The organism is Nostocoides sp. F2B08 (assembly GCF_009184895.1).
Lineage (GTDB): Bacteria > Actinomycetota > Actinomycetes > Actinomycetales > Dermatophilaceae > F2B08.
Window position 1 is genome coordinate 29,293 of sequence record NZ_WESE01000006.1, and the last position, 19,939, is coordinate 49,231.

Annotated in this window: 14 protein-coding genes and 1 other RNA gene; 12 read left to right on the top strand and 3 right to left on the bottom strand. The window is 69.6% G+C overall.

Annotation, left to right across the window (positions count from 1 at the left end; genetic code table 11):
• Positions 1 to 83: 83 nt before the first annotated feature.
• The 9 genes from GA707_RS13895 to GA707_RS13935 all read left to right on the top strand — a co-directional run bounded on the left by GA707_RS13895 (position 84) and on the right by GA707_RS13935 (position 9,335).
• Positions 84 to 806 (top strand): class I SAM-dependent methyltransferase, encoded by a 723-nt coding sequence (locus GA707_RS13895; protein WP_152179057.1) that lies wholly within the window; start codon positions 84 to 86, stop codon positions 804 to 806.
• A gap of 5 nt (positions 807 to 811) precedes the next feature.
• The gene (locus GA707_RS13900; RefSeq protein ID WP_193315341.1) at positions 812 to 1,846 is read left to right on the top strand and encodes a prenyltransferase; all 1,035 of its coding nucleotides are present in this window, start codon (positions 812 to 814) and stop codon (positions 1,844 to 1,846) included.
• Between the two features lie 5 nt (positions 1,847 to 1,851).
• Positions 1,852 to 2,502: a class I SAM-dependent methyltransferase gene (locus GA707_RS13905; RefSeq protein WP_152179058.1), complete on the top strand. Its 651-nt coding sequence runs from the start codon at positions 1,852 to 1,854 to the stop codon at positions 2,500 to 2,502.
• 11 nt (positions 2,503 to 2,513) lie between these two features.
• Positions 2,514 to 3,635: a peptide chain release factor 2 gene (gene prfB, locus GA707_RS13910; protein ID WP_152179059.1), complete on the top strand. Its 1,122-nt coding sequence runs from the start codon at positions 2,514 to 2,516 to the stop codon at positions 3,633 to 3,635.
• Between the two features lie 56 nt (positions 3,636 to 3,691).
• A complete protein-coding gene (ftsE, locus tag GA707_RS13915; protein WP_152179060.1) occupies positions 3,692 to 4,381 on the top strand; it encodes a cell division ATP-binding protein FtsE in 690 nt (229 codons plus the stop codon).
• A 61-nt stretch (positions 4,382 to 4,442) separates the two neighbouring features.
• Entirely contained in the window at positions 4,443 to 5,348 is a 906-nt protein-coding gene (gene ftsX / locus GA707_RS13920) for a permease-like cell division protein FtsX (protein WP_152179061.1), read from the top strand.
• Between the two features lie 103 nt (positions 5,349 to 5,451).
• Positions 5,452 to 6,861: a M23 family metallopeptidase gene (locus GA707_RS13925; protein WP_152179062.1), complete on the top strand. Its 1,410-nt coding sequence runs from the start codon at positions 5,452 to 5,454 to the stop codon at positions 6,859 to 6,861.
• A gap of 70 nt (positions 6,862 to 6,931) precedes the next feature.
• Positions 6,932 to 7,405 (top strand): SsrA-binding protein SmpB, encoded by a 474-nt coding sequence (smpB, locus tag GA707_RS13930; protein WP_152179063.1) that lies wholly within the window; start codon positions 6,932 to 6,934, stop codon positions 7,403 to 7,405.
• A 1-nt stretch (position 7,406) separates the two neighbouring features.
• Positions 7,407 to 9,335 carry a DUF2207 domain-containing protein gene (locus GA707_RS13935; protein ID WP_226963805.1) on the top strand — a complete coding sequence of 643 codons (1,929 nt, stop codon included), beginning with the start codon at positions 7,407 to 7,409 and terminating at the stop codon, positions 9,333 to 9,335.
• Positions 9,336 to 9,404: 69 nt separating this feature from the next.
• On the opposite strand, the gene GA707_RS13940 is transcribed toward GA707_RS13935, so the two are convergent.
• On the bottom strand, positions 9,405 to 9,578 hold the full coding sequence (locus GA707_RS13940; protein WP_152179064.1) for a CsbD family protein: 174 nt from the start codon (positions 9,576 to 9,578) through the stop codon (positions 9,405 to 9,407).
• Between the two features lie 138 nt (positions 9,579 to 9,716).
• Positions 9,717 to 13,094 carry a pyruvate carboxylase gene (locus GA707_RS13945; RefSeq protein ID WP_152179065.1) on the bottom strand — a complete coding sequence of 1,126 codons (3,378 nt, stop codon included), beginning with the start codon at positions 13,092 to 13,094 and terminating at the stop codon, positions 9,717 to 9,719.
• Between the two features lie 162 nt (positions 13,095 to 13,256).
• Between GA707_RS13945 and ssrA the strand changes: the two genes are divergently transcribed.
• Positions 13,257 to 13,622: a transfer-messenger RNA gene (gene ssrA, locus GA707_RS13950) on the top strand.
• A gap of 127 nt (positions 13,623 to 13,749) precedes the next feature.
• On the opposite strand, the gene speB is transcribed toward ssrA, so the two are convergent.
• A complete protein-coding gene (gene speB / locus GA707_RS13955) occupies positions 13,750 to 14,919 on the bottom strand; it encodes an agmatinase (RefSeq protein WP_152179066.1) in 1,170 nt (389 codons plus the stop codon).
• A gap of 343 nt (positions 14,920 to 15,262) precedes the next feature.
• On the opposite strand from speB, the gene GA707_RS13960 reads away from it, so the two are divergent.
• Together GA707_RS13960 and GA707_RS13965 are read left to right on the top strand one after the other, a co-directional pair.
• Positions 15,263 to 15,607, top strand: a complete 345-nt coding sequence (locus tag GA707_RS13960; protein WP_152179067.1) for a hypothetical protein — start codon at positions 15,263 to 15,265, stop codon at positions 15,605 to 15,607.
• A gap of 656 nt (positions 15,608 to 16,263) precedes the next feature.
• Complete coding sequence (locus GA707_RS13965; protein WP_152179068.1) at positions 16,264 to 19,821, top strand: adenylate/guanylate cyclase domain-containing protein; 3,558 nt, start codon at positions 16,264 to 16,266, stop codon at positions 19,819 to 19,821.
• Positions 19,822 to 19,939: the final 118 nt, after the last annotated feature.

Genomic DNA, 19,939 nt, shown 5'->3' on the forward strand with positions numbered 1-19,939 from the left:
AGCGCCGCACACTCATCACCGCACCCGCAGCACAGAACGGACCGCCTGCCTGAGCAGGCGGTCCGTTCGCACACAATGGACCCATGCTGACCGTCGACTTCGACCGCTTCCCCGTCGGTCCGGGCCATCGCGTGCTCGACCTCGGGGCCGGCCAGGGGCGCCACACCTACGAGATCCTGCGTCGTGGGGCCGAGGCCGTGGCGGTCGACCTCGCCGCCGAGGACCTTGAGCAGGTCGAGGCGATGGTCGGCGCGATGGCCCTCGAGGGCGAGATCGTCGCGCCGGCCGCGGCGGTCACGCACGTGGCCGACGCCCTCGACCTGCCCTTCGCCGACCGTCACTTCGACCGGGTCATCGCCGCCGAGATCCTCGAGCACCTCCCCGACGACCGGGGCGCCATCGCCGAGATCGTCCGGGTGACCGTGCCCGGAGGGCTCGTCGCCGTCACCGTCCCCCGCCGCTGGCCCGAGCAGGTCTGCTGGGCCCTCTCCGACGCCTATCACGAGGTCGAGGGCGGCCACGTCCGCATCTACCGGGCGAGCGAGCTGCGGGCCTCGCTCGAGGCCGGCGGCCTCGTGTTCACCGGGTCCCACCACGCGCACGCCCTGCACTCGCCCTACTGGTGGCTCAAGTGCGCCGTCGGTGTCGACCGCGAGACGGCCCTGACCCGCGCATACCACCGCCTGCTCGTGTGGGACATGATGACCCGCCCGACGCTGACCCGGGTGGGGGAGCGGGTCCTCAACCCCGTGCTCGGCAAGAGTGTCGTCCTCTACTTCCGCAAGCCCGACGAGGACACCCGCTGATGGGTATGCGGTGGTCCGCTCTGGAGCGGACCGGCGACTTCATCGCCGGTCACCAGCTCGCGAGCGGACAGATCCCGTGGTTCCGGGGCCACCATGCCGACCCGTGGGACCACGTCGAGGCGGCGATGGCGCTCGGTGTGGTCGGACGGCTCGAGGAGTCCAGGGCCGCGATGGCGTGGCTGGCGACGACGCAGGCGCCGGACGGCTCCTGGCCGATGGAGACCTCGGGTGAGCGCGTCACCGAGGCGACGGTCGACACGAACCAGTGCGGCTATGTCGCCGTCGGGCTCTGGCACGACCACCTCCTCACCGGGGACGTCGACCAGCTGGCCCGGCACTGGCCGGTGCTCGAGCGCGCCGTCGATCTCGTCGTCGGCGCGCAGCTGTCCACCGGCGCGATCGCCTGGGGGCGGGCGCCGACCGGGGAGTGGTGGGACGAGGGCCTGCTGACCGGCAGCTCGTGCCTGGTGCTCTCGCTCGGCTGCGCCCTCGAGATCGCGACGCGTCTCGGTCATGACAGGCCGGAGTGGGGCCGTGCCCGGGACCGGTTAGCTGCGGCCGTCCGCGGCGCCCGCGCCGGTGACGGGGTGTTCATCGACAAGCCCACCCACTCCATGGACTGGTTCTACCCGGTGCTCGGAGGCGCGGTGACCGGCGATGCGGCGCACCGGCACATCGACCGCCGCTGGGCGGAGTTCATCGCTCCGGGCTATGGCATCCGCTGCGTGGCGGACCGTCCGTGGGCCACGCCCGCGGAGTCGTCCGAGCTCGCGATCACGCTCGACTCGATCGGCCGGCGCGACGACGCCCTCGTGCTCCTGGCGGACGTCGAGATGCACCGCGCCGACGACGGCGGCTACTGGACGGGGTACGTCTGGCCGGACCGGGCCGTCTGGCCGGTCGAGAAGACGACCTGGACCGCTGCGGCCGTCATCCTCGCGACCGATGCCGTGCACGACCTGACCCCGGCCTCGGGGCTGTTCCGGGACGTGGGGCGACCAGCGCATACCCCTGCTGTCGCCCCGGCCGGAACCGGGTGAGGTGAATGGACGACCAACGCCGGGCCGTCGCCGATCGGACTCGCGGCTTCCTGCCGGCCGAGGAGGCGGACGCGCTGCGCGCCGCCGCAGCCGACGCCCGCCCCGGCCTGTGGCTCGAGATCGGGACCTACTGTGCGAAGTCGACCGTGCACCTCGGCTCCGTCGCCGAGACGGCGGGGGCACACCTGGTCACCCTCGACCACCACCACGGGTCGGAGGAGAACCAGCCGGGCTGGGAGTACCACGACGCCGAGCTGGTCGACCCGCGGACCGGGCGCCTGGAGACCCTCCCGCACGCCCGGCATACCCTCCACGACGCCGGCCTCGAGCCCGTCGTCACGCTGCTCGTCGGCTCGACCCAGCAGGTCGCTCCGTGGTGGACCAGCCCGCTAGAGCTGCTGTTCCTCGACGGCAACCACACCGATGAGGTCGCGCAGCACGACTACGCCGCCTTCGCCCCGCACCTGACCGACGGGGCCCTGCTCCTCGTCCACGACGTCTTCTCCGACCCGCGTGACGGCGGGCAGGCGCCGTGGCATGTCGTGCGGCGGGCGCTGGAGTCCGGCGCGTTCGACGAGGTGTCGGTGACCGGCTCGCTCCGCGTGCTCCGCCGCACCGGTTCGGTGCTGCCGGGAGTGCCCGGTTCGCTGACGTAGGCTTGGGCCTCGTGGCTGTCGACTTCACCCAAGAGATCCGGGACCTGCGCGCGACGATGGACTCCGTGCGCGAGGTGACCGATCTCGCGCGGCTGGAGGCGCAGATCACCGAGCTCGAGACCCAGGCGTCCCAGCCCGACCTGTGGGATGACCAGGAGCGGGCCCAGGTGGTGACGTCCAACCTCTCCCGCGCCAAGTCCGAGTACGACCGGGTGACCGGCATGGACCAGCGGGTCGAGGATCTCGAGGTGCTCGTCGAGATGGGCACCGAGGAGAACGACCAGGCGACGCTCGACGAGGCCGCGCGTGAGCTGGAGGCGCTCCGTCGCGACGTCGGTGAGCTCGAGGTGCGCACCCTCCTCTCCGGTGAGTACGACGAGCGTGCGGCCGTCATCACCATCCGGGCCGGCGCGGGCGGGGTCGACGCCGCCGACTTCGCCGAGATGCTCATGCGGATGTACCTGCGCTGGGCGGAGCGCCACGGCTACCCGACCAAGGTCATGGACACGTCCTACGCCGAGGAGGCCGGGCTGAAGTCCGCGACGTTCGAGGTCGATGTGCCGTATGCGTTCGGGCACCTCTCCGTGGAGGGCGGCACCCACCGGCTGGTCCGGATCAGTCCGTTCGACAACCAGGGCCGTCGCCAGACCTCGTTCGCGGCCGTCGAGGTCATCCCGCTCATCGAGTCGACCGACTCGATCGAGATCCCCGAGAACGAGATCAAGGTCGACGTGTTCCGCTCCAGCGGGCCCGGGGGGCAGTCGGTCAACACGACCGACTCGGCCGTGCGGATGACGCACCTGCCGACCGGAATCGTCGTCTCCATGCAGAACGAGAAGTCCCAGATCCAGAACCGGGCCGCCGCGCTGCGGGTCCTGCAGTCCCGACTGCTCCTCATGAAGCAGGCCGAGGAGGCCGCCGCGAAGAAGGAGATGGCCGGCGACGTCAAGGCCAGCTGGGGTGACCAGATGCGATCCTACGTCCTCCACCCCTACCAGATGGTCAAGGACCTCCGCACCGAGTACGAGGTCGGCAACACCAGCGCCGTGTTCGACGGTGACATCGACGGATTCCTCGAAGCGGGCATCCGGTGGCGGCGCAACGCGGAGAAGACGGCGGCCAGGGAGGGTTAGCCGGTGAGTGAGCAGGGGGACCAGAGCAGGGGTTCGGACAGCAGGGGAGTCGCCGCATGATCCGCTTCGAGAACGTCGTCAAGAAGTACCCTCGCGGCACGCGGCCGGCCCTGGACCGGGTCTCGGTCGAGGTCGAGCGGGGTGAGTTCGCCTTCGTCGTCGGGCCGTCGGGTTCCGGCAAGTCCACGATGCTCCGTCTCGTCATGCGCGAGGAGACCCCCACCTCGGGCACGGTCCTCGTGGCGGGTCACGACCTCGGCGCCATGCCGCTGCGCAAGGTGCCCAGGCTCCGGCGCCAGATGGGCGTCGTCTTCCAGGACTTCCGCCTCCTGCCCGGCAAGACGGTCTACCAGAACGTCGCCTACGCGTTGCAGGTGATCGGCAAGTCCAGCCTCTCGATCCGGCGCGTGGTCCCCGAGACCCTCGAGATGGTGGGTCTGACCGGGATGGAGAAGCGGCTGCCGCACCAGCTCTCCGGCGGCGAGCAGCAGCGGGTGGCGATCGCGCGGGCCGTCGTCAACAAGCCGATGATCCTGCTCTGCGACGAGCCGACCGGAAACCTCGACCCGGCCATCAGTCTCGAGATCGTCCGGCTCCTGGAACGGATCAACCGCACGGGCACGACGGTCGTCATGGCCACGCACAACGACACGATCGTCAACGACCTGCGCCGCCGGGTGATCGAGCTCGCCGACGGTCGGATCGTGCGCGACGACGAGCACGGCACCTACATGCCGGCCTCATGACCGCGACGACCGCAGCCGCTGCGGCACCCCAGACCCGCGACTACCTCACGATCGAGCACTCATGAGCCCCCGTTTCCTCCTCGGCGAGATCTGGACCGGCATCCGACGGAACGCGTCGATGACGGTCTCGGTCGTCCTCGTCACGATGGTGTCGATGTACCTCCTCGGCCTGGGCCTGCTCGCCCAGCGCCAGGCCGACACGATGAAGGGGTATTGGTACGACCGCGTGCAGGTCTCGATCTACCTCTGCACGGACAACTCGAGTCGGCCCAACTGCGGCACCGGGGCCGTGACCGAGGAGCAGAAGTCCACCCTGCTCACCCAGCTCGAGGCCCTGCCCGAGGTCAAGCAGGTCTTCTACGAGTCCGAGGAGGAGGCGTACTCGCGGTTCCAGGACCAGTTCCGCAACAGCCCTCTCGCGGGGAACATCCAGGTCGGCGACATCCCGCAGTCCTACCGGGTCCAGCTCGAGGATCCGAGCCGGTTCGGCGTCGTCGTCTCCCAGTTCGAGGGCGCCGCGGGGGTCGCCTACGTCCAGGACCAGGAACGGGTGCTCAACCGGTTCTTCACGGTGATCAACTACATCACCTTGTTCTCGGTGCTGCTCGCTGCGCTGATGGTGCTCGCGGCGATCCTGCTCATGGCGACGACGATCCGCCAGTCGGCGTTCAGCAGACGGAGGGAGATCGGGATCATGAGACTCGTGGGGGCCTCGAACTTCACGATCCGGGTCCCCTTCGTCATCGAGACGCTCATCGCCGCCGTGCTCGGCGCCCTGCTCGCCTTCGGCCTGCTCTGGGCGACCGTGCACTACATCTTCAGCCGCTTCCTCAACCAGGTGGTCCTCGACCAGGCGCTCATCGGCGACTCCGACGTCTTCGCGGTGGCCCCGTTGATGTTCGCGGGGGTCGTGGCCCTGGCCGTGCTCACGTCGACCGTCACGCTGTGGCGGTACCTGCGCGTCTAGGTTGTCTGACCCGAGGGGCACGGTTATGCTCGTGAGCACCCTGTGACTGTTGTGACGTCTGTGACAGCACGCCGAGTCAACCACGAGGTCCCCCGCTCAGTTCATGACTGCACCCCCCGACGCCGGGAAGTTCCTGTCGCGTGCCGTCCGGCGCGCGGCGGCGCTGACGAGCGCCTGCGTGGTCGCCTCCCTCGCTGTCACGGTCACGGCCGTCGCCGCGGACGACCCCGCGCGGGACAAGGCGCGTGCCGACGCCCAGGTCGAGTCGCTCACCGGTGACCTGCACGAGACGAACTCCGCGCTGAGCGCCGCATACAACGCCCTGCAGGAGACGCAGGCCCAGATCCCGGGCGCGGAGGCCGCGCTCGCGCAGGCCCAGGCGGCCGAGGCCGCCGCCATCGCCGAGGAGGAACGGGCCCGCACCGCTCTCGAGGTCGCCCAGGCCAAGGAGGAGCGCGCCCGCGACGAGCTCGCCCGCACCACGGAGGCGATCGAGGCGTCCCGGGACGATGTGGCCCGATTCGCCGCCCAGATCTACCAGGAGCAGGGCGGCATCGGCGAGCTCGCCATCGCGATGGAGGCCACGACCCCGCAGGAGTTCGCGGACCGCCTCGCCATGGTCGACACCGTGATGGACGTCCAGCATGGTCAGATCGGCCGGCTCAACACCGCGAAGGCCGACCAGGCCGCCCAGGAGGCCCTGCTCGAGGCGCTGCGCGTCGAGAAGCAGCAGGCCCAGGCCGAGGCGGAGGCGGCACTCGAGCGCGCCACCTCCGCGCGGGCGGCGGCGGATGCCGCCAAGCGCCAGCTCGACGAGCTCGCCGCACAGCAGCAGGCCCAGACCGAGACCCTGGAGGCCGAGAGGGCCGCCACCGAGGCGGACCTCGCGGCTGCCGAAGCCGAGCAGGCCCGGCTCGAGGCAGTCCTGGTCGAGATCGCCCGGCAGGCCAAGCTCAAAGCGGAGCGCGAGGCGAAGGCGCGGGCGGAGCGCGAGGCCAAGGCGCGTGCCGAGCGCGAGGCGCGGGCCCGGGCCGAACGGGAGGCCGCCGCGCGGTCATCGCGCGGCTCCGGGTCCAGTGCGCCGGCACCGGCACCGGCACCCGCGCCGGCTCCGAGCGGCGTCCTGGCCTCACCGTGCCCGAGCGGGTGCTGGATCTCCTCGGAGTTCGGGATGCGGTTCCACCCGATCCACGATCGCTGGCAGCTGCACGCCGGCCGGGACTACGCGGGGAACACCGGCACCCCTGTCGTGGCGGCGGCCGGAGGCCGGATCATCTCCGCCGGCTGGGGCGGCGGTGGCGGCAACATGATCATGATCGACCACGGCATCGAGCGTGGCGTCAGCCTGGTGTCGGTCTACAAGCACCTTAACGGCTTCGCCGTCCGCAGCGGCACGGTGCGCAAGGGTCAGGTCATCGGCTACATCGGAAGCACGGGCGACTCGACCGGCCCGCACCTGCACTTCGAGACCTACGAGGACGGGGTCCCCAAGGACCCGCGTCGCTGGCTCTGACCGGAGGCGGCGCCAGGCGCCGCGGAATGCGCGTCCTCGACGTCCGGACGACGATGTAGCGTTGTCGATCATGGCCAAGCAGCAGGGACACAAGCTCATTGCGAGCAACCGCAAGGCCCGCCACGACTACCACATCGAGGACACGGTCGAGGCGGGTCTGGTCCTCATGGGCACCGAGGTGAAGTCGCTGCGCATGGGCCGGGCCTCGCTCATCGACGGCTACGCCACCTTCCGCGGGGACGAGCTGTGGCTCGAAGGGGTGCACATCCCGGAGTACGTCCAGGGCACGTGGACCAACCACACGCCGCGCCGCCGGCGCAAGCTGCTCCTGCACCGCGCGGAGCTCGACAAGCTGTTGGCCAAGACCCGCGAGACGGGCCACACGATCGTGCCCCTGTCGCTGTACTTCAAGGACGGTCGGGCCAAGGTCGAGCTGGGCCTGGCGAAGGGCAAGAAGCTCCACGACAAGCGGCAGACCCTGCGCGAGCGCCAGGACCGCCGTGAGGTCGACCGCGCCATGAGCGCTCGGTACAAGGGGCGCTGACATGGTGGTCAGGGGCGTGCGACGCGTCGCTGCGGCAATGGCTCTGCTCTTCTCCCTCCTCCTGCTGGCCGTGGCGCCTGCCTCCGCCGTCGCCCTGCCGATGGCCGACCAGGCGACCTCGTTCGACGTCACCTTCGAGGTGGCCGAGGACGGCTCGGTGCTCGTCACCGAACGGATCACCTGGGAGTTCCCCGGTGACGAGGCGCGTCGCGGCATCGAGCGACTCGTGACGACGTCGGTCGGGTACCAGGAGAGCGACGAGGTCTACCGCCGCTACCGGATCAGCGACATCACCGCCTCCTCGCCGACCGGTGCGCCGGACGACGTCGGTGTCACCGACTTCGGCGCGACGACCCGGATCAGGGTGGGCGACCCGAACCGGACCGTGAGCGGCACCCAGGACTATGTCGTGTCCTACCGCCTGGCCAAGGTGGTCAACGACATCGGCGACGGCACCGCCGAGCTCTACTACAACCTCATCGCCCCGTCGAACAACAGCGTCTACCAGGGCATCCGAGCGAGCGTCACCGGACCCGCGCCGGCGACTCGCACCGCCTGCTTCGTCGGTGAGCTCGGTGCCACCGAGGAGTGCACCCACGAGACCGGCGCGATCTCGACGTTCTCGTCACCGGACGTCGGACCGGGGGAGGGGGTGACCATCGTGCTGTCCTTCCCTCGGGAGGCCTTCGGCGACCTCACCCCGGACCTCGTCCCCTACGACTCCACGGACGGTTTCGGACCGGACAGCCAGTCCTCGCTCCCGCCGGCGACCCAGCGGGCGCTCGGCGGGCTGCTCGTCGGGGCCGGTGTCCTCCTTCCGGTCGGAGCGGCCGCGCTCATGGGCGCCCTCGTGCACACGCGCGGGCGAGATGAGTGGTATGCGGGGCTCACCCCCGGCCTGACGCCCGGCCACGGCGAGGACGCGCCCGTGCGGCGTGGTGGGACCCCGAGTGTCGTCGTCCAGTTCCATCCCCCCGAAGGTGTCCAACCGGGGCTCGTCGGAACGATCGTCGACGAGCAGGCCGACACCGTCGACGTCTCGGCGACCATCGTCGACCTCGCCGTGCGCGGGTTCCTCAAGATCGAGGAGGTCCAGAAGGGCGGCCTCTTCGGCCGCGACGACTGGGAGCTGACCTGGCTCACGCCGCCGCCGGACGCGAAGCCGCTCACCGCATACGAGAACGCTCTGATGGACGGGATCTTCGCGTCCGGCTCCCCGGTGCGCCTGTCCGCGCTACGCGAGAAGTTCCGCCCCACGCTCGACCTCGTGCAGAGACGGATGTACTCCGAGGTGGTCGACCGAGGCTGGTTCCGCAGGTCGCCGGACGTCATGCGACAGTCCTGGCAGTCGCTCGGTGCGGTCATGTGCGGCGGGGCGATCCTGCTCGGCTTCCTCGCGTTCGGGCCGATCGCGCGGCTCCTCGACAACACCGGGCTCCCCTTCCCGCCCTTCCTGGCGCTGGTGGTCGGGCTGTTCATCGCCGGGCTCATCGTCATCGCCCTCGGTCGGCGGATGGCCAGCCGGACCGCTGACGGCAGTGCCGTCCTCGCGCAGTCACTCGGGTTCCGTCGTTACATGGAGACGGCTGAGGCGAACCAGATCCGGTGGGAGGAGGCCGAGCAGATCTTCTCCCGCTTCCTGCCCTACGCGATCGTGTTCGGCATCGCCGAGAAGTGGGCGACGACGTTCGAGGAGGTCGCGCAGGCGGCTGCCGCCGCCGGTCACAGCGTCGTCCTGCCGACCTGGTACATCGGCAGCGGGTCGTACGGCTCGATGGCCTCATCGATGAACGACTTCTCCACCGTCGCCGCGGGCACCTTCGCGTCCACGCCGGGGTCCTCCGGGGGTTCAGGGTTCAGCAGCGGCGGCTTCGGGGGAGGCGGCTTCTCCGGGGGCGGTGGCGGCGGCGCCTCGGGCGGGTCCTGGTAGCCGTCGCGGGGTAACGGAACGGGGCGCCCGGCCTGAGCCGGACGCCCCGTCGTCACGCGTCGGGAGACCTCAGTTGCGGAAAGCGTCCTTGACGTTCTCGCCGGCCTGCTTGAGGTCGGCCTTCGTCTGGTCGGCCTTGCCCTCGGCCTCCATCTGCTCGTCGTCGGTCGCCTTGCCGGTGGCCTCCTTGGCCTTGCCGACCAGGTCGTCCTTGGTGTTCTCGAACTTGTCACCAATGCCCATCGTGGACTCCTTCCTCGCGGGTGGGTGACGGCGGTCGCCGACCCCCTCAATGACCGAACCTACCGCTGTCCAAGGTCGGGCGAAACCTCAAAAGCGCTGCTCAGGGGTAGTGTGCGTGGTCGCCGGACGGCCGACGACTCATGAGATGACGACGATGAGGTCGCCGCCCTCGACCTGCTGATGTTCGCCGATCGCGAGGCGCTCGACGGTCCCGCCGACGGCCGCGGTGATGTTCGCCTCCATCTTCATCGCCTCGATCGTCGCGACGACCGCACCGGCCTCCACGGCATCACCCTCGGCGACGGTCGGCGTGACGACCCCGCCGAACGGGGCGGCGACGTGTCCGCGGTTGGATGTGTCGGCCTTCTCCGCGGCCTTGGTCTCGACGGTGACGCTGCGGTCGCGCACCTGGATCGGGCGGAACTGGCCGTTCAGGGTGCACATGACCGTGCGCATACCCTGTCGGTCCGCCTCGCCCACCGACGCGATGCCGAGGATGAGCCGCTTGCCGGCCTCGATCTCGACCTCGTACTCCTCACCGGACTGCAGACCGTGCAGGAACTGGCTCGTGCCGAGGACCCCGAGGTTGCCGAACCTCTCGCGTGACTGCTCGAACTCGGCCGTCGGCCCCGGGAAGAGGAGGGTGTTCAGAGTGCGCTGCGGGTCCGCCTCCAGTGCCTCCTCCTGTTCCGCCGTCAGCTCGGTGACCCGCGGCTTGCTCTGCCGACCCTGCAGCGCCTTCGTGCGGAACGGCTCCGGCCACCCGCCGGGAGGGTCGCCCAGCTCACCGGCGAGGAAGCCGATGACCGAGTCGGGGATGTCGAACCGGGTCGGATCCTCCTCGAACTCACGCGGGTCGGCGCCCAGCCCGACCAGGGCGAGGGCGAGGTCACCGACGACCTTGCTCGACGGTGTGACCTTGACGATGTTCCCGAGGATGCGGTTGGCCGCGGCGTACATGTCCTCGATGTCCTCGAAGCGGTCGCCGAGGCCGAGGGCGATGGCCTGCTGGCGCAGGTTGGACAGCTGACCGCCGGGGATCTCGTGGAAGTAGACGCGCCCGGTCGGGCTGGCGAGTCCGCTCTCGAACGGGAAGTACAACCGGCGCACGGCCTCCCAGTACGGCTCGAGGGAGAACACGTGGTCGATGTCGAGGCCGGTCGGGCACTCGGTCCCGTCCGTCGCGGCGACGAGGGCCGACAGGCTCGGCTGCGATGTCGTCCCGGCCATCGAGGAGCACGCTGCATCCACCGCGTCGACCCCGGCGTCGATCGCGGCCAGCAGGGTGCCGATCTGGCCTCCGGCCGTGTCGTGGGTATGCAGATGGACCGGTAGGTCGAAGTTCTCGCGGAGTGCCGTGACCAGTCGACGCGCGGCGGGTGCCCGCAAAAGGCCGGCCATGTCCTTGATGCCGAGGACGTGCGCTCCGGTGTCGACGATCTGCTCGGCGAGGCGCAGGTAGTAGTCGAGGGTGTAGAGATGCTCGGCCGGGTCGAGCAGGTTGCCGGTGTAGCAGAGGGCGACTTCGGCCACCGCTGTCCCCGTCTCGAGCACCGCCGCGACGGCCGGGCGCATCTGCTCGACGTCGTTGAGCGAGTCGAAGATGCGGAAGATGTCGAGCCCCGTGGCGGCCGCCTCGCGCACGAAGGCGTCGCTGACCTTCGTCGGGTACGGCGTGTAGCCGACGGTGTTGCGCCCGCGCAGCAGCATCTGCAGCGGCACGTTCGGCATGGCCTCGCGCAGAAGCGCAAGTCGCTCCCACGGGTCCTCGGAAAGGAAGCGCAGAGCGACGTCGTAGGTCGCCCCACCCCACGCCTCGACCGAGAGCAACTCGGGGGTGAGGCGGGCCACGTGCTCTGCGACGTGGAGCAGGTCGCGGGTGCGCATCCGCGTCGCGAGCAGGGACTGGTGCGCGTCGCGGAAGGTCGTGTCCGTCACGGGGACGTCGCTGCGTTCACGCAGCTGTCTCGCGAACTGCGCGGGGCCGAGCTCGCGGAGCAGGTCGCGCGACCCGCGGGGGAGCGGGGCATCCCGGTCGATCTCGGGAAGCTTGTTGCGGGGGCGGATGGTCGTTCGGGGTGGGCCGTACGGCTGGTTGACCGTCACGTCGGCGAGGTAGGCGAGCAGCTTGGTCCCCCGGTCGGCGGGGATGCGTGCGTTGAGGAGTTCGGGACGTTGGTCGATGAAGCTCGTCGTCGCCTCACCTGCCTGGAACGTCGGGTCGGCCAGCACGGCCTCGAGGAAGGGGATATTCGTCGAGACGCCCCGGATGCGGAACTCGGCCAGCGCCCGCCGGGCCCTGCGCACCGCCATCTCGAATGTCCGCCCGCGGCAGGTCAGCTTGACGAGCATCGAGTCGAAGTGCGGACTGACCTGGGCCCCGACGAAGACCGTCCCGCCGTCGAGTCGCACCCCGCCACCGCCGGCCGAGCGGTACACGGTGATCTGCCCGGCATCCGGACGGAAGCCGTTGGCGGGGTCCTCGGTTGTGATGCGGCACTGGAGGGCGAAGCCGCGAACGTATACCCCCTCCTGGCGCAGGTTCAGCTCGGCGAGGGTCTCGCCGGAGGCGATGCGCATCTGGGCGACGACGAGGTCGACGTCGGTGACCTCCTCGGTGACGGTGTGCTCCACCTGGATACGCGGGTTCATCTCGATGAACACGTAGCGACCGTCCTCACCGAGCAGGAACTCGACGGTTCCGGCGTTGACGTATCCGATCGACTCCGCGAAGGCGACGGCATCGGCGCAGATCCGGTCGCGGAGCTGTGGGTCGAGGTTGGGGGCCGGGGCGATCTCGACGACCTTCTGATGACGCCGCTGGAGTGAGCAGTCCCGTTCGAACAGGTGGAGCACGGTGCCGGTGGCGTCGGCGAGTACCTGGACCTCGATGTGGCGCGGGTTGACCACCGCCTCCTCGAGATACAGCGTCGGGTCGCCGAAGGCGGACTCGGCCTCCCGCTGTGCCGCCTCGAGCGAGTCCCGGAGCTGACCGGGTCCGTCGACCCGGCGCATACCGCGACCGCCGCCTCCCGAGACGGCCTTGACGAACACGGGGAAGCCGATCCCCTCGGCTGCTTCGGCCAAGGCCTCGAGGTCGGTCGTGGGGGCGGCGCTCCGCAGTGTCGGCAGGCCGGCCGCACGCGCCGCCGCGATCGCCCTCGCCTTGTTGCCGGCGAGGTGCAGCGCCTCGGCAGGTGGCCCGATGAAGGTGATCCCGTTGCGTGCGCATTCCTCGGCGAGCAGGGGGTTCTCCGAGAGGAATCCGTAGCCGGGATAGATCGCGTCGGCTCCGCACTCTTGCGCGACCCGGACGATGTTCTCGTAGTCGAGGTAGCTGCGAACCGGGTGTCCCTTCTCCCCGATCTGGTAGGACTCGTCGGCCTTGAGGCGGTGCTCCGAGTTGCGGTCCTCGTGCGGGAACACCGCGACGGTCTTCGCCCCCAGCTCGGTCGCCGCACGGAAGGCGCGTACGGCGATCTCGCCTCTGTTGGCGACCAGGACCTTGCTGAACACGGCGTACCTCCGACGGGTGGTTTGCGGGCGGGCCGATCGTTGCCCAGCCTAGGGAATGCGTTTGGGCGACGGGTCGTTGGACGGCATACTGGACAGGCGCGCTCTGCGCGTTCTGGCTGTACCGACGAAGACAACTGAACAGCGTGGGAGCAACCCCCTCATGGGGGTGATCGGTTTCGACAGTGGTCGGCTGGTCAGGGGAAGCGGGTCGAGGATGCACGGTCATCTCGTCAACGCTCCGTGCAAAACAACAGGTGCCGATTCCAAGCGCACCGACTTCGCCCTCGCCGCCTGAGCGAGCCCGAAGTCCGTTGGCCTAAGTGTGATCTCGGCTTAGTCACCAGCGTCATCTAGAGATCTTGCTGCGTCGGCTCGTCGGGGGTCGGCGCGGGACTCCCACCCGACTGGGCCTGTCAGGGGACGTGTGCGTGCGAGCCCTGGGGCCGAGAAACTCCACAGCGCACTGCACCCGGAGAAGCCCTGGTCTCCCGTCATTGGACGCGGGTTCAATTCCCGCCACCTCCACCAATGCGGTCCGCTCCCACGCTGTTCAGTGCTCAAAGCGAAGTCTCGTGGCGGTCGCTGCACAACAGAGGACCGCACTGGCGATCGTCGACTCTCGTCTGCCGGCACGTGGCGGAGTGGGTAGTCGCTTCTAGGGGTAGTGGCGGTCTCCGAGGCGGGGGAGGTTCATGTTGTCGATGCCGGCTGCCTGGTCCCGGTCGCGTTCGGCCTGAGTGCGGTCTTCGGGGGTGAGGCGGTTGCCGAGGTGGCCGTGCTCCACGAGGGTTGCCAGGACGTCCATGATGACGCGGGCGCCCAGGAGGGCGGTGATGTCGTTGTTGTCGTAGGGCGGTGAGATCTCGACCAGATCCATGCCGATGAGGCCTTCGCGTGCGGCGCGGCGCGCGGCCTGAAGGCCTTCGCGCGAGGTCATGCCGCCGGCGTCGGGGGTGCCGGTGCCGGGGGCGCAGCTGGGGTCGAAGACGTCGATGTCGAACGACAGGTAGACCGCGTCCGCGTCCTTCCAGGCGATCTCGAGGGCGACGTCCATGACGTCGTCGATACCGCGCTCGTCGACGTCGAACATGGTGATCACGGTGGTGTCCATGTCATCTGCCACGTGGACCCCGGAGTGGTTGCCGATCCAGCCGCCGATGCCGATCTGGACCAGGTTGGTCGGTGGCACGTTGGACAGCTTGGTCGCGTGCGACCAGTGCGTGGTGTGCATCCGCTCGTCCATGGTGCGATCAGCGGTGTCGATGTGGCGGTCGAAGTGGATGATGCCGAGCTTGCCGTCGACGTGCTTCGCCAGGGCCTTGGCGTCGGGGTACCCGATCGAGTGGTCTCCTCCGATGATCACCGGGAAGCAGCCCTTGTCGAGGATGTGGCTGATGCCGAGCTCCACCTGGTCGAAGGTCTTCTCGATGTTCGAGGGGATGACGAAGATGTCGCCCACGTCGCACATCCGCACCTCCTCGAGCAGGTCCATACCCAGGTCGGGGCTGTAGGCGTCGTACACCTTCGAGATGGTGCGCACCGCCTCCGGCCCGAAGCGGGTGCCGCTGCGGTACGTCGTGCCCATGTCGAAGGGGACCCCGACCACGGCGACGTCGTAGCCGCCGATGGTCTGCACGTCCTCCACATACGGCATCCGCGCAAAGGTCGGTATCCCGGCGAACTGCGGGTCCATGCCCCGCGAGAACAACGAAATGTTCCGGTCCTGCACCGAGGGCGCCGCCTGTAACCCGAGGTCCAGTCCGCGCTCGACCCACTGCCGGCGAACCACCCCCGGGACGTCCCGCAACCGGCGACGGGCGCGCATCCCCGACAGCGACTGCCGCCTCCCCCCATCAGCCGCCGGCGACTCACCTGTTCTCGAGCCTGGTGTCTCGGTGTTGTCGCGTCCTGGACCCATGGCGACCGCCTTCGGTAGAAGTGTTGTCCAGGCTTAGCAGCCCCTATCGAACCAGTCAAGGAATCCCAGAACGACTTCAGCCACCCCCTGCAGCCACAACCCACAGGACGACAGGACCCCGCGGTCGCCCCGATGCCCCGGCTCTCGGCGAAAGGAGGCATCTCGTCTCCGGCCGCCTCACACTAGCTCGTCCGTCGCGCGTCGAGGCGGTGCCTGACGAGTTGTCGTGTGCGATGACAAGATTGTCTGCGTGGCATCTGACACTCGAATGGTGGCTTTGGGCTTTGGCAAGTTCGCGCGGGCCGACCGCATCTTCGCGCTTGAGCGAATCACCGGCGACGAACGCGGGGATGGGCGCCGCACTCGGGTCTGGATAGATGGAGTCGCCGAGCCCTTGACCGCCTCGAGGACCGAGGGCACCATCCTCCGTGACATGGGGCAGGAAGCGGCGATCGCTGGCCCTGAGCTCGATGAGGCCTTGGACTTGGCGGCGCGGCTAGCGGCGGCAGCGGATGCCGGCCGGGTGGACTTGAATGACCTTGGTCGTCGAGCGCGACGGCTGCTGGCCTCGACAACCGAGTTCTCTTCGTCATAGCCGAGAGCGGGGACCGGGCAACCGAATCACCGGAGGCAGCGACGCCAAGTTCACGGTATTCGGCGTCACGTGTCACCCTCTGGCGCCTTATGGGCCCGCGGGGGCTCACAGGTCCAGCGGACTCCGCCAGGTGGCAATGTCTTTCCCATGACACGCAGGCGGTAAGGCGATCGCGAACATCTTGCGATGCACGGCGTTCCATCACCTTGAGCCCGAGAACGATGACTGCCACGAGCGCGAGGGTCCCACCCAACATCTCGTGTCTGCCTCGACACCTACGACGTCCAGCCCACTTGGCCCGCCGCCGGGAACAGCGGTACTCAGCGAATTATCGGCTCCTGGGGCGTTCATCGGAATGCTTTCGCTCGACAATGCGCGAGCTTCACACAGGTCCCCGGCAAGCTCGACGGAACCGTTGCGGTCAGGTCCGTGGCCTCGGCCGATAGCGAGCAACTCCGCGCCTTACGCGCGAAGACACTCCGGGTCGAGTTGAACACGATCCGACTCCACGACCCCCCTTTCCTGGAACTTCTCGTACAAGGTCCACAACTGGCGCCGCCGACCCGACCATCCACAACATTGACCGACCCGAATTCGTGCCACCTTCATGATGCGGGACACTCGACAGCGGCTCCGGGGTCGAGCATCATCGGTGCATGTCCGTGAACGGCCCGGCCGGTGAGCTGGACGCTCTGGACCAGGGAATCGCCGCCCTCGAGCGTCAGCGCGAGACGCTGGGCGACTCGGTCGTCGACGCGGCGCTGCGGCCTCTGTTGCAGCGACGGGAGCGGCTTTCCGCGCATCCCGGGGACCGGCGCAAGCTGGTCACGGTCCTGTTCAGCGACCTGGTCGACTCCACGCCGCTGACCGCTGCCTTGGGGGACGAGGCCATGCGGGAGCTGATGGGACGCTACTTCGGGCTCTGGCGCGAGGCGGTCGAGGCGCAGGGAGGGCACGTCTTGAAGTTCATCGGGGACGCCGTGGTCGGCGTCTTCGGCATGGACCGGGCCCGTGAGGACGACCCCCACCGAGCCGTGCGGGCCGCCGTATCGGTACAGCCCGATCTCGCCCGCCTGGCCGATGAGGTGCGTACCGAGCACGGGCAGGCGCTACGCACCCGCGTGGGCATCGACACCGGCGACGTGGTGCTGGGCAGCTTCGACGAGCGGGGGGACGGGGACGTCGTCGTGGTCGGTGCGACGGTCAACCGCGCGGCCCGCCTGCAGACGGCTGCCCCACCCGACGGCATCCTGCTGTCCTCGGCGACGGCCAGGCACGTGCGTGGCTCATTCGGTCTCCAGGACCATGGCGAACTCGACCTCAAGGGTCTGGACCGTCCGGTGCGGACCTACCTCGTCCACTCGGCCGCAGAGTCTGGGTTCTGGAGCACGGCGCGAGGGTTGGAGGGGGTCTCGACACGAACCATCGGGCGGGACGTCGAGCTGAAGCTGCTCGCCAAGCTGTTCGAGGACACGGTCGAGGAGCGGGCCTCACGCGTTGTGACAGTGGTGGGTGACGCCGGCATCGGCAAATCGCGCCTCCTGGCCGACCTCGAGGCCTGGCTGGCGAGCCTGCCCGACACCGTCTGGCTGCTCAGGGGCCGCGCCGACCCCTCTGCCGACGGCATGCCGCACGGCCTCGTGCGGTCCGCATTCGCCGAACGCTTCTCGATCCAGGACACTGACCCTCCCGCCGAGGTCCTGGAGAAGTGGCACAAAGGCATGGCTGCGATGTCGGCGGGTGCAGTGAGCGGAGCGGAGGACCTGATCGGCTGGCTCGGATTCACCACGACGGACACCTCGGCCACAGACACCGCGCCTCTCGATCCTGCAGCCCTGCAGCATCGCGCGTGGTCGGCACTGGACGCCACCATGCGTGCGATGTGCGATGAAGCCCCGGTGGTGCTGCTGTTGGAGGATCTGCACTGGGCCGACCGCCCCGTTCTCGACCTGCTCATCGACGTGCAGGCCCGGCCTCGCGCATACCCGTTGCTCGTCGTCGCCACGGCGCGGCCGACCCTGCTCGAGCAACACCCGCACTGGGGGGAGGGACTGTCTGGCCACCGCGAGGTGCGGCTCCAGCCGCTCTCGCGACGAGAGGCAGGTCTGCTGGTATCCGAGATCCTCCATGAACTCGAGACCGTCCCCGACTGGGTCCGAGAGGTCGTCGTCGACGCGACCGAGGGCAATCCGTTCTTCGTCGAGGAGGTCATCGCCTGGTTCGTCGACACCGGGACCATCGGCACAGGTCCCGGGGGATGGACCGTCCTCCCCTCCCCGCCGAACGCCGCGGCCGTACCGGGCACTCTCCGCGCCGTGCTGGAGGCGCGGCTCGACACGCTGTCTCGCTCGGAACGGGACCTCGTCGACCGGGCCAGCGTCATCGGTCGAGTCTTCTGGGACGCCGCCGTGGCACACCTCGCCGAGGGGTTGCCGGCGCCATCGGCCCAGGCCTACGACGCCCTTCGTCGGCGCGAGGTCGTGCATCAGCGTCCGTCGTCGGCCTTCGCGCACGCGCACGAGTTCGCCTTCCGACATGCCCTGCTGCGTGACGTCGCCTACGACGGCCTGCTCAGCCCGGTGCGCCGCACCTACCACGCGAGAGCCGCTGCCTGGGTGCTCGAGACCGCGCGAGCCAGTGGGCGACTGGACGAGCATGCCGGCACTGTCGCCCAACACCTGCTCGCCGCCGGCGAGGAGGAGGCTGCGGCACCGTGGCTGCTGAGCGCCGCTCGGCACGCGGCCCGCACATACGCCAACGACGAGGCGCTCACGCTTCTCGACCGGGCCGCCGCGGGCACCCGCGACGACCTGCGCTTCGAGGTTCTTCTCGAGAAGGAGCGCGTGCTCGACCGGACCGGGCGGCGTGACGAGCAACGGGCCGTGCTGGACAGCCTCGTCGAGGCGGCCGGCGACGACCTGGGACGCAGGGCGAAGGTGCTCCTGGTGCGAGGACGGTGGCTGTTCTTCCATGCCGAGTACGCAGACGCCGTCCGGGTCTCCTCAGAGGCGGCCGCCCTCGCGGAGAAGGCCGGGCTGCGCACTGACGAGGTCGAGGCGTGGATCATGGGAGGCCGCTCGCTCGCGTTCGCCAGCGAGCACCTGAAGGCCCGGCGTCATCTGCAGGCGGCACTGGACATGGCCAGGGAGGCCGGCACGATGCGACAGGTCGGCGAGACGCTCCGTCTGTTGGGAGTCGTCGCGACGAACCTGCACGAGGAGCGGTTGGCAGTCGACCTGCTCGAGGAGTCCGCAGACGCCTTTCGGCAGGTGCGTGACGAGGAGGGTCAGGCACTCGTCAGCGGCCAGCTCGCTGCGGTGCACATGCTGGCCGGTCGGATGGAGGAGGCCAAGGTGCATTCAGAAGCGGCTCTCGCGGTCTTCACCGCCAACGGGCACCTCCTGCGCCAGGGCATCGTGCTGGGCAACCTCAACAGCATCGCGCTGGACACCGGGCGCCTCGATGAGGCGCTCGTCACCGCCGTCCGGGCCGTGGAGCTGAGCGAGAGGGTGGAGGACTTCGAAGGCATCGTCTCGTCCCTTCAGCGCCTCGGTGAAGCCGAGCGCCTCACCGGTGCCGGGACGACAGCGCGCGAGCACCTCGAGCGCGCAGTTCAGTTGGGGCGCCAGCACTCGCTGCACTACTTCGTCTGCCATGCGCTCGCGTCGCTGAGCGCCCTGGCGCTCGATGAGTCCCGCCCCGCCGACGCTCTGTCCCTCGCAGAGGAGGCGCGCGCGTCGGCGACGTTGAGCGACATCCCGCTCGCGATCGCGAAGTCGGACATCGCCCTCGGGCTCGCCGCTCTTGCTACCGGCGACACACAGACGGCCGTGCATGCTCTCACCGCGGCGTCGGACCGGACCCGGCTGCTGGGCGTGGCCACCGAGACTGTTCAGAGCGAGGCGTTCCTGGCCGATGCGTTGGCCACGGCCACTCGCGTTGAGGAGGCGCGGGCCTTGGCTCGCAAAGCGTTCGTCGCGATGGGACCCAATGGTCCCGAACCGTGTGGAGAGCCGCACCCCGGACGCGCCCTAATCGCCTGCCACCGAGCCCTGGAGGCTCTGGGCGACCCGTGGGCCCGGGAGGTGCCGGTGGTCGCAGCCCGCTTTCTGACCCGGCGGGCCGCGCTTGTCGAGGACGCCGCCGTCCGAGAACGGTTCCTCCAGATCCCGGACTGCCGTGCGTTGGCGGAGCTCGCCGGCGCCGCCGGGTGATTCGTCTCGCTCGATCCGGCGGGTCGTCGCACAGCCGGCCTCCGCCGTCACGGTTCATCCGCCCCCGGCGCACATGGGGGCGGATGAGGTTCGTGGCGGTGCCGGGTGACGCCCGATG

Excerpts from the sequence above, each read along its gene's own strand:
- GA707_RS13895 (WP_152179057.1), top strand. The coding sequence starts at position 84 with ATGCTGACCGTCGACTTCGACCGCTTCCCCGTCGGTCCGGGCCATCGC.
- GA707_RS13900 (WP_193315341.1), top strand. The coding sequence starts at position 812 with ATGCGGTGGTCCGCTCTGGAGCGGACCGGCGACTTCATCGCCGGTCAC.
- GA707_RS13905 (WP_152179058.1), top strand. The coding sequence starts at position 1,852 with ATGGACGACCAACGCCGGGCCGTCGCCGATCGGACTCGCGGCTTCCTG.
- ftsE (WP_152179060.1), top strand. The coding sequence starts at position 3,692 with ATGATCCGCTTCGAGAACGTCGTCAAGAAGTACCCTCGCGGCACGCGG.
- ftsX (WP_152179061.1), top strand. The coding sequence starts at position 4,443 with ATGAGCCCCCGTTTCCTCCTCGGCGAGATCTGGACCGGCATCCGACGG.
- GA707_RS13925 (WP_152179062.1), top strand. The coding sequence starts at position 5,452 with ATGACTGCACCCCCCGACGCCGGGAAGTTCCTGTCGCGTGCCGTCCGG.
- smpB (WP_152179063.1), top strand. The coding sequence starts at position 6,932 with ATGGCCAAGCAGCAGGGACACAAGCTCATTGCGAGCAACCGCAAGGCC.
- GA707_RS13935 (WP_226963805.1), top strand. The coding sequence starts at position 7,407 with ATGGTGGTCAGGGGCGTGCGACGCGTCGCTGCGGCAATGGCTCTGCTC.
- GA707_RS13940 (WP_152179064.1), bottom strand. The coding sequence starts at position 9,578 with ATGGGCATTGGTGACAAGTTCGAGAACACCAAGGACGACCTGGTCGGC.
- speB (WP_152179066.1), bottom strand. The coding sequence starts at position 14,919 with ATGCGCGCCCGTCGCCGGTTGCGGGACGTCCCGGGGGTGGTTCGCCGG.
- GA707_RS13965 (WP_152179068.1), top strand. The coding sequence starts at position 16,264 with ATGTCCGTGAACGGCCCGGCCGGTGAGCTGGACGCTCTGGACCAGGGA.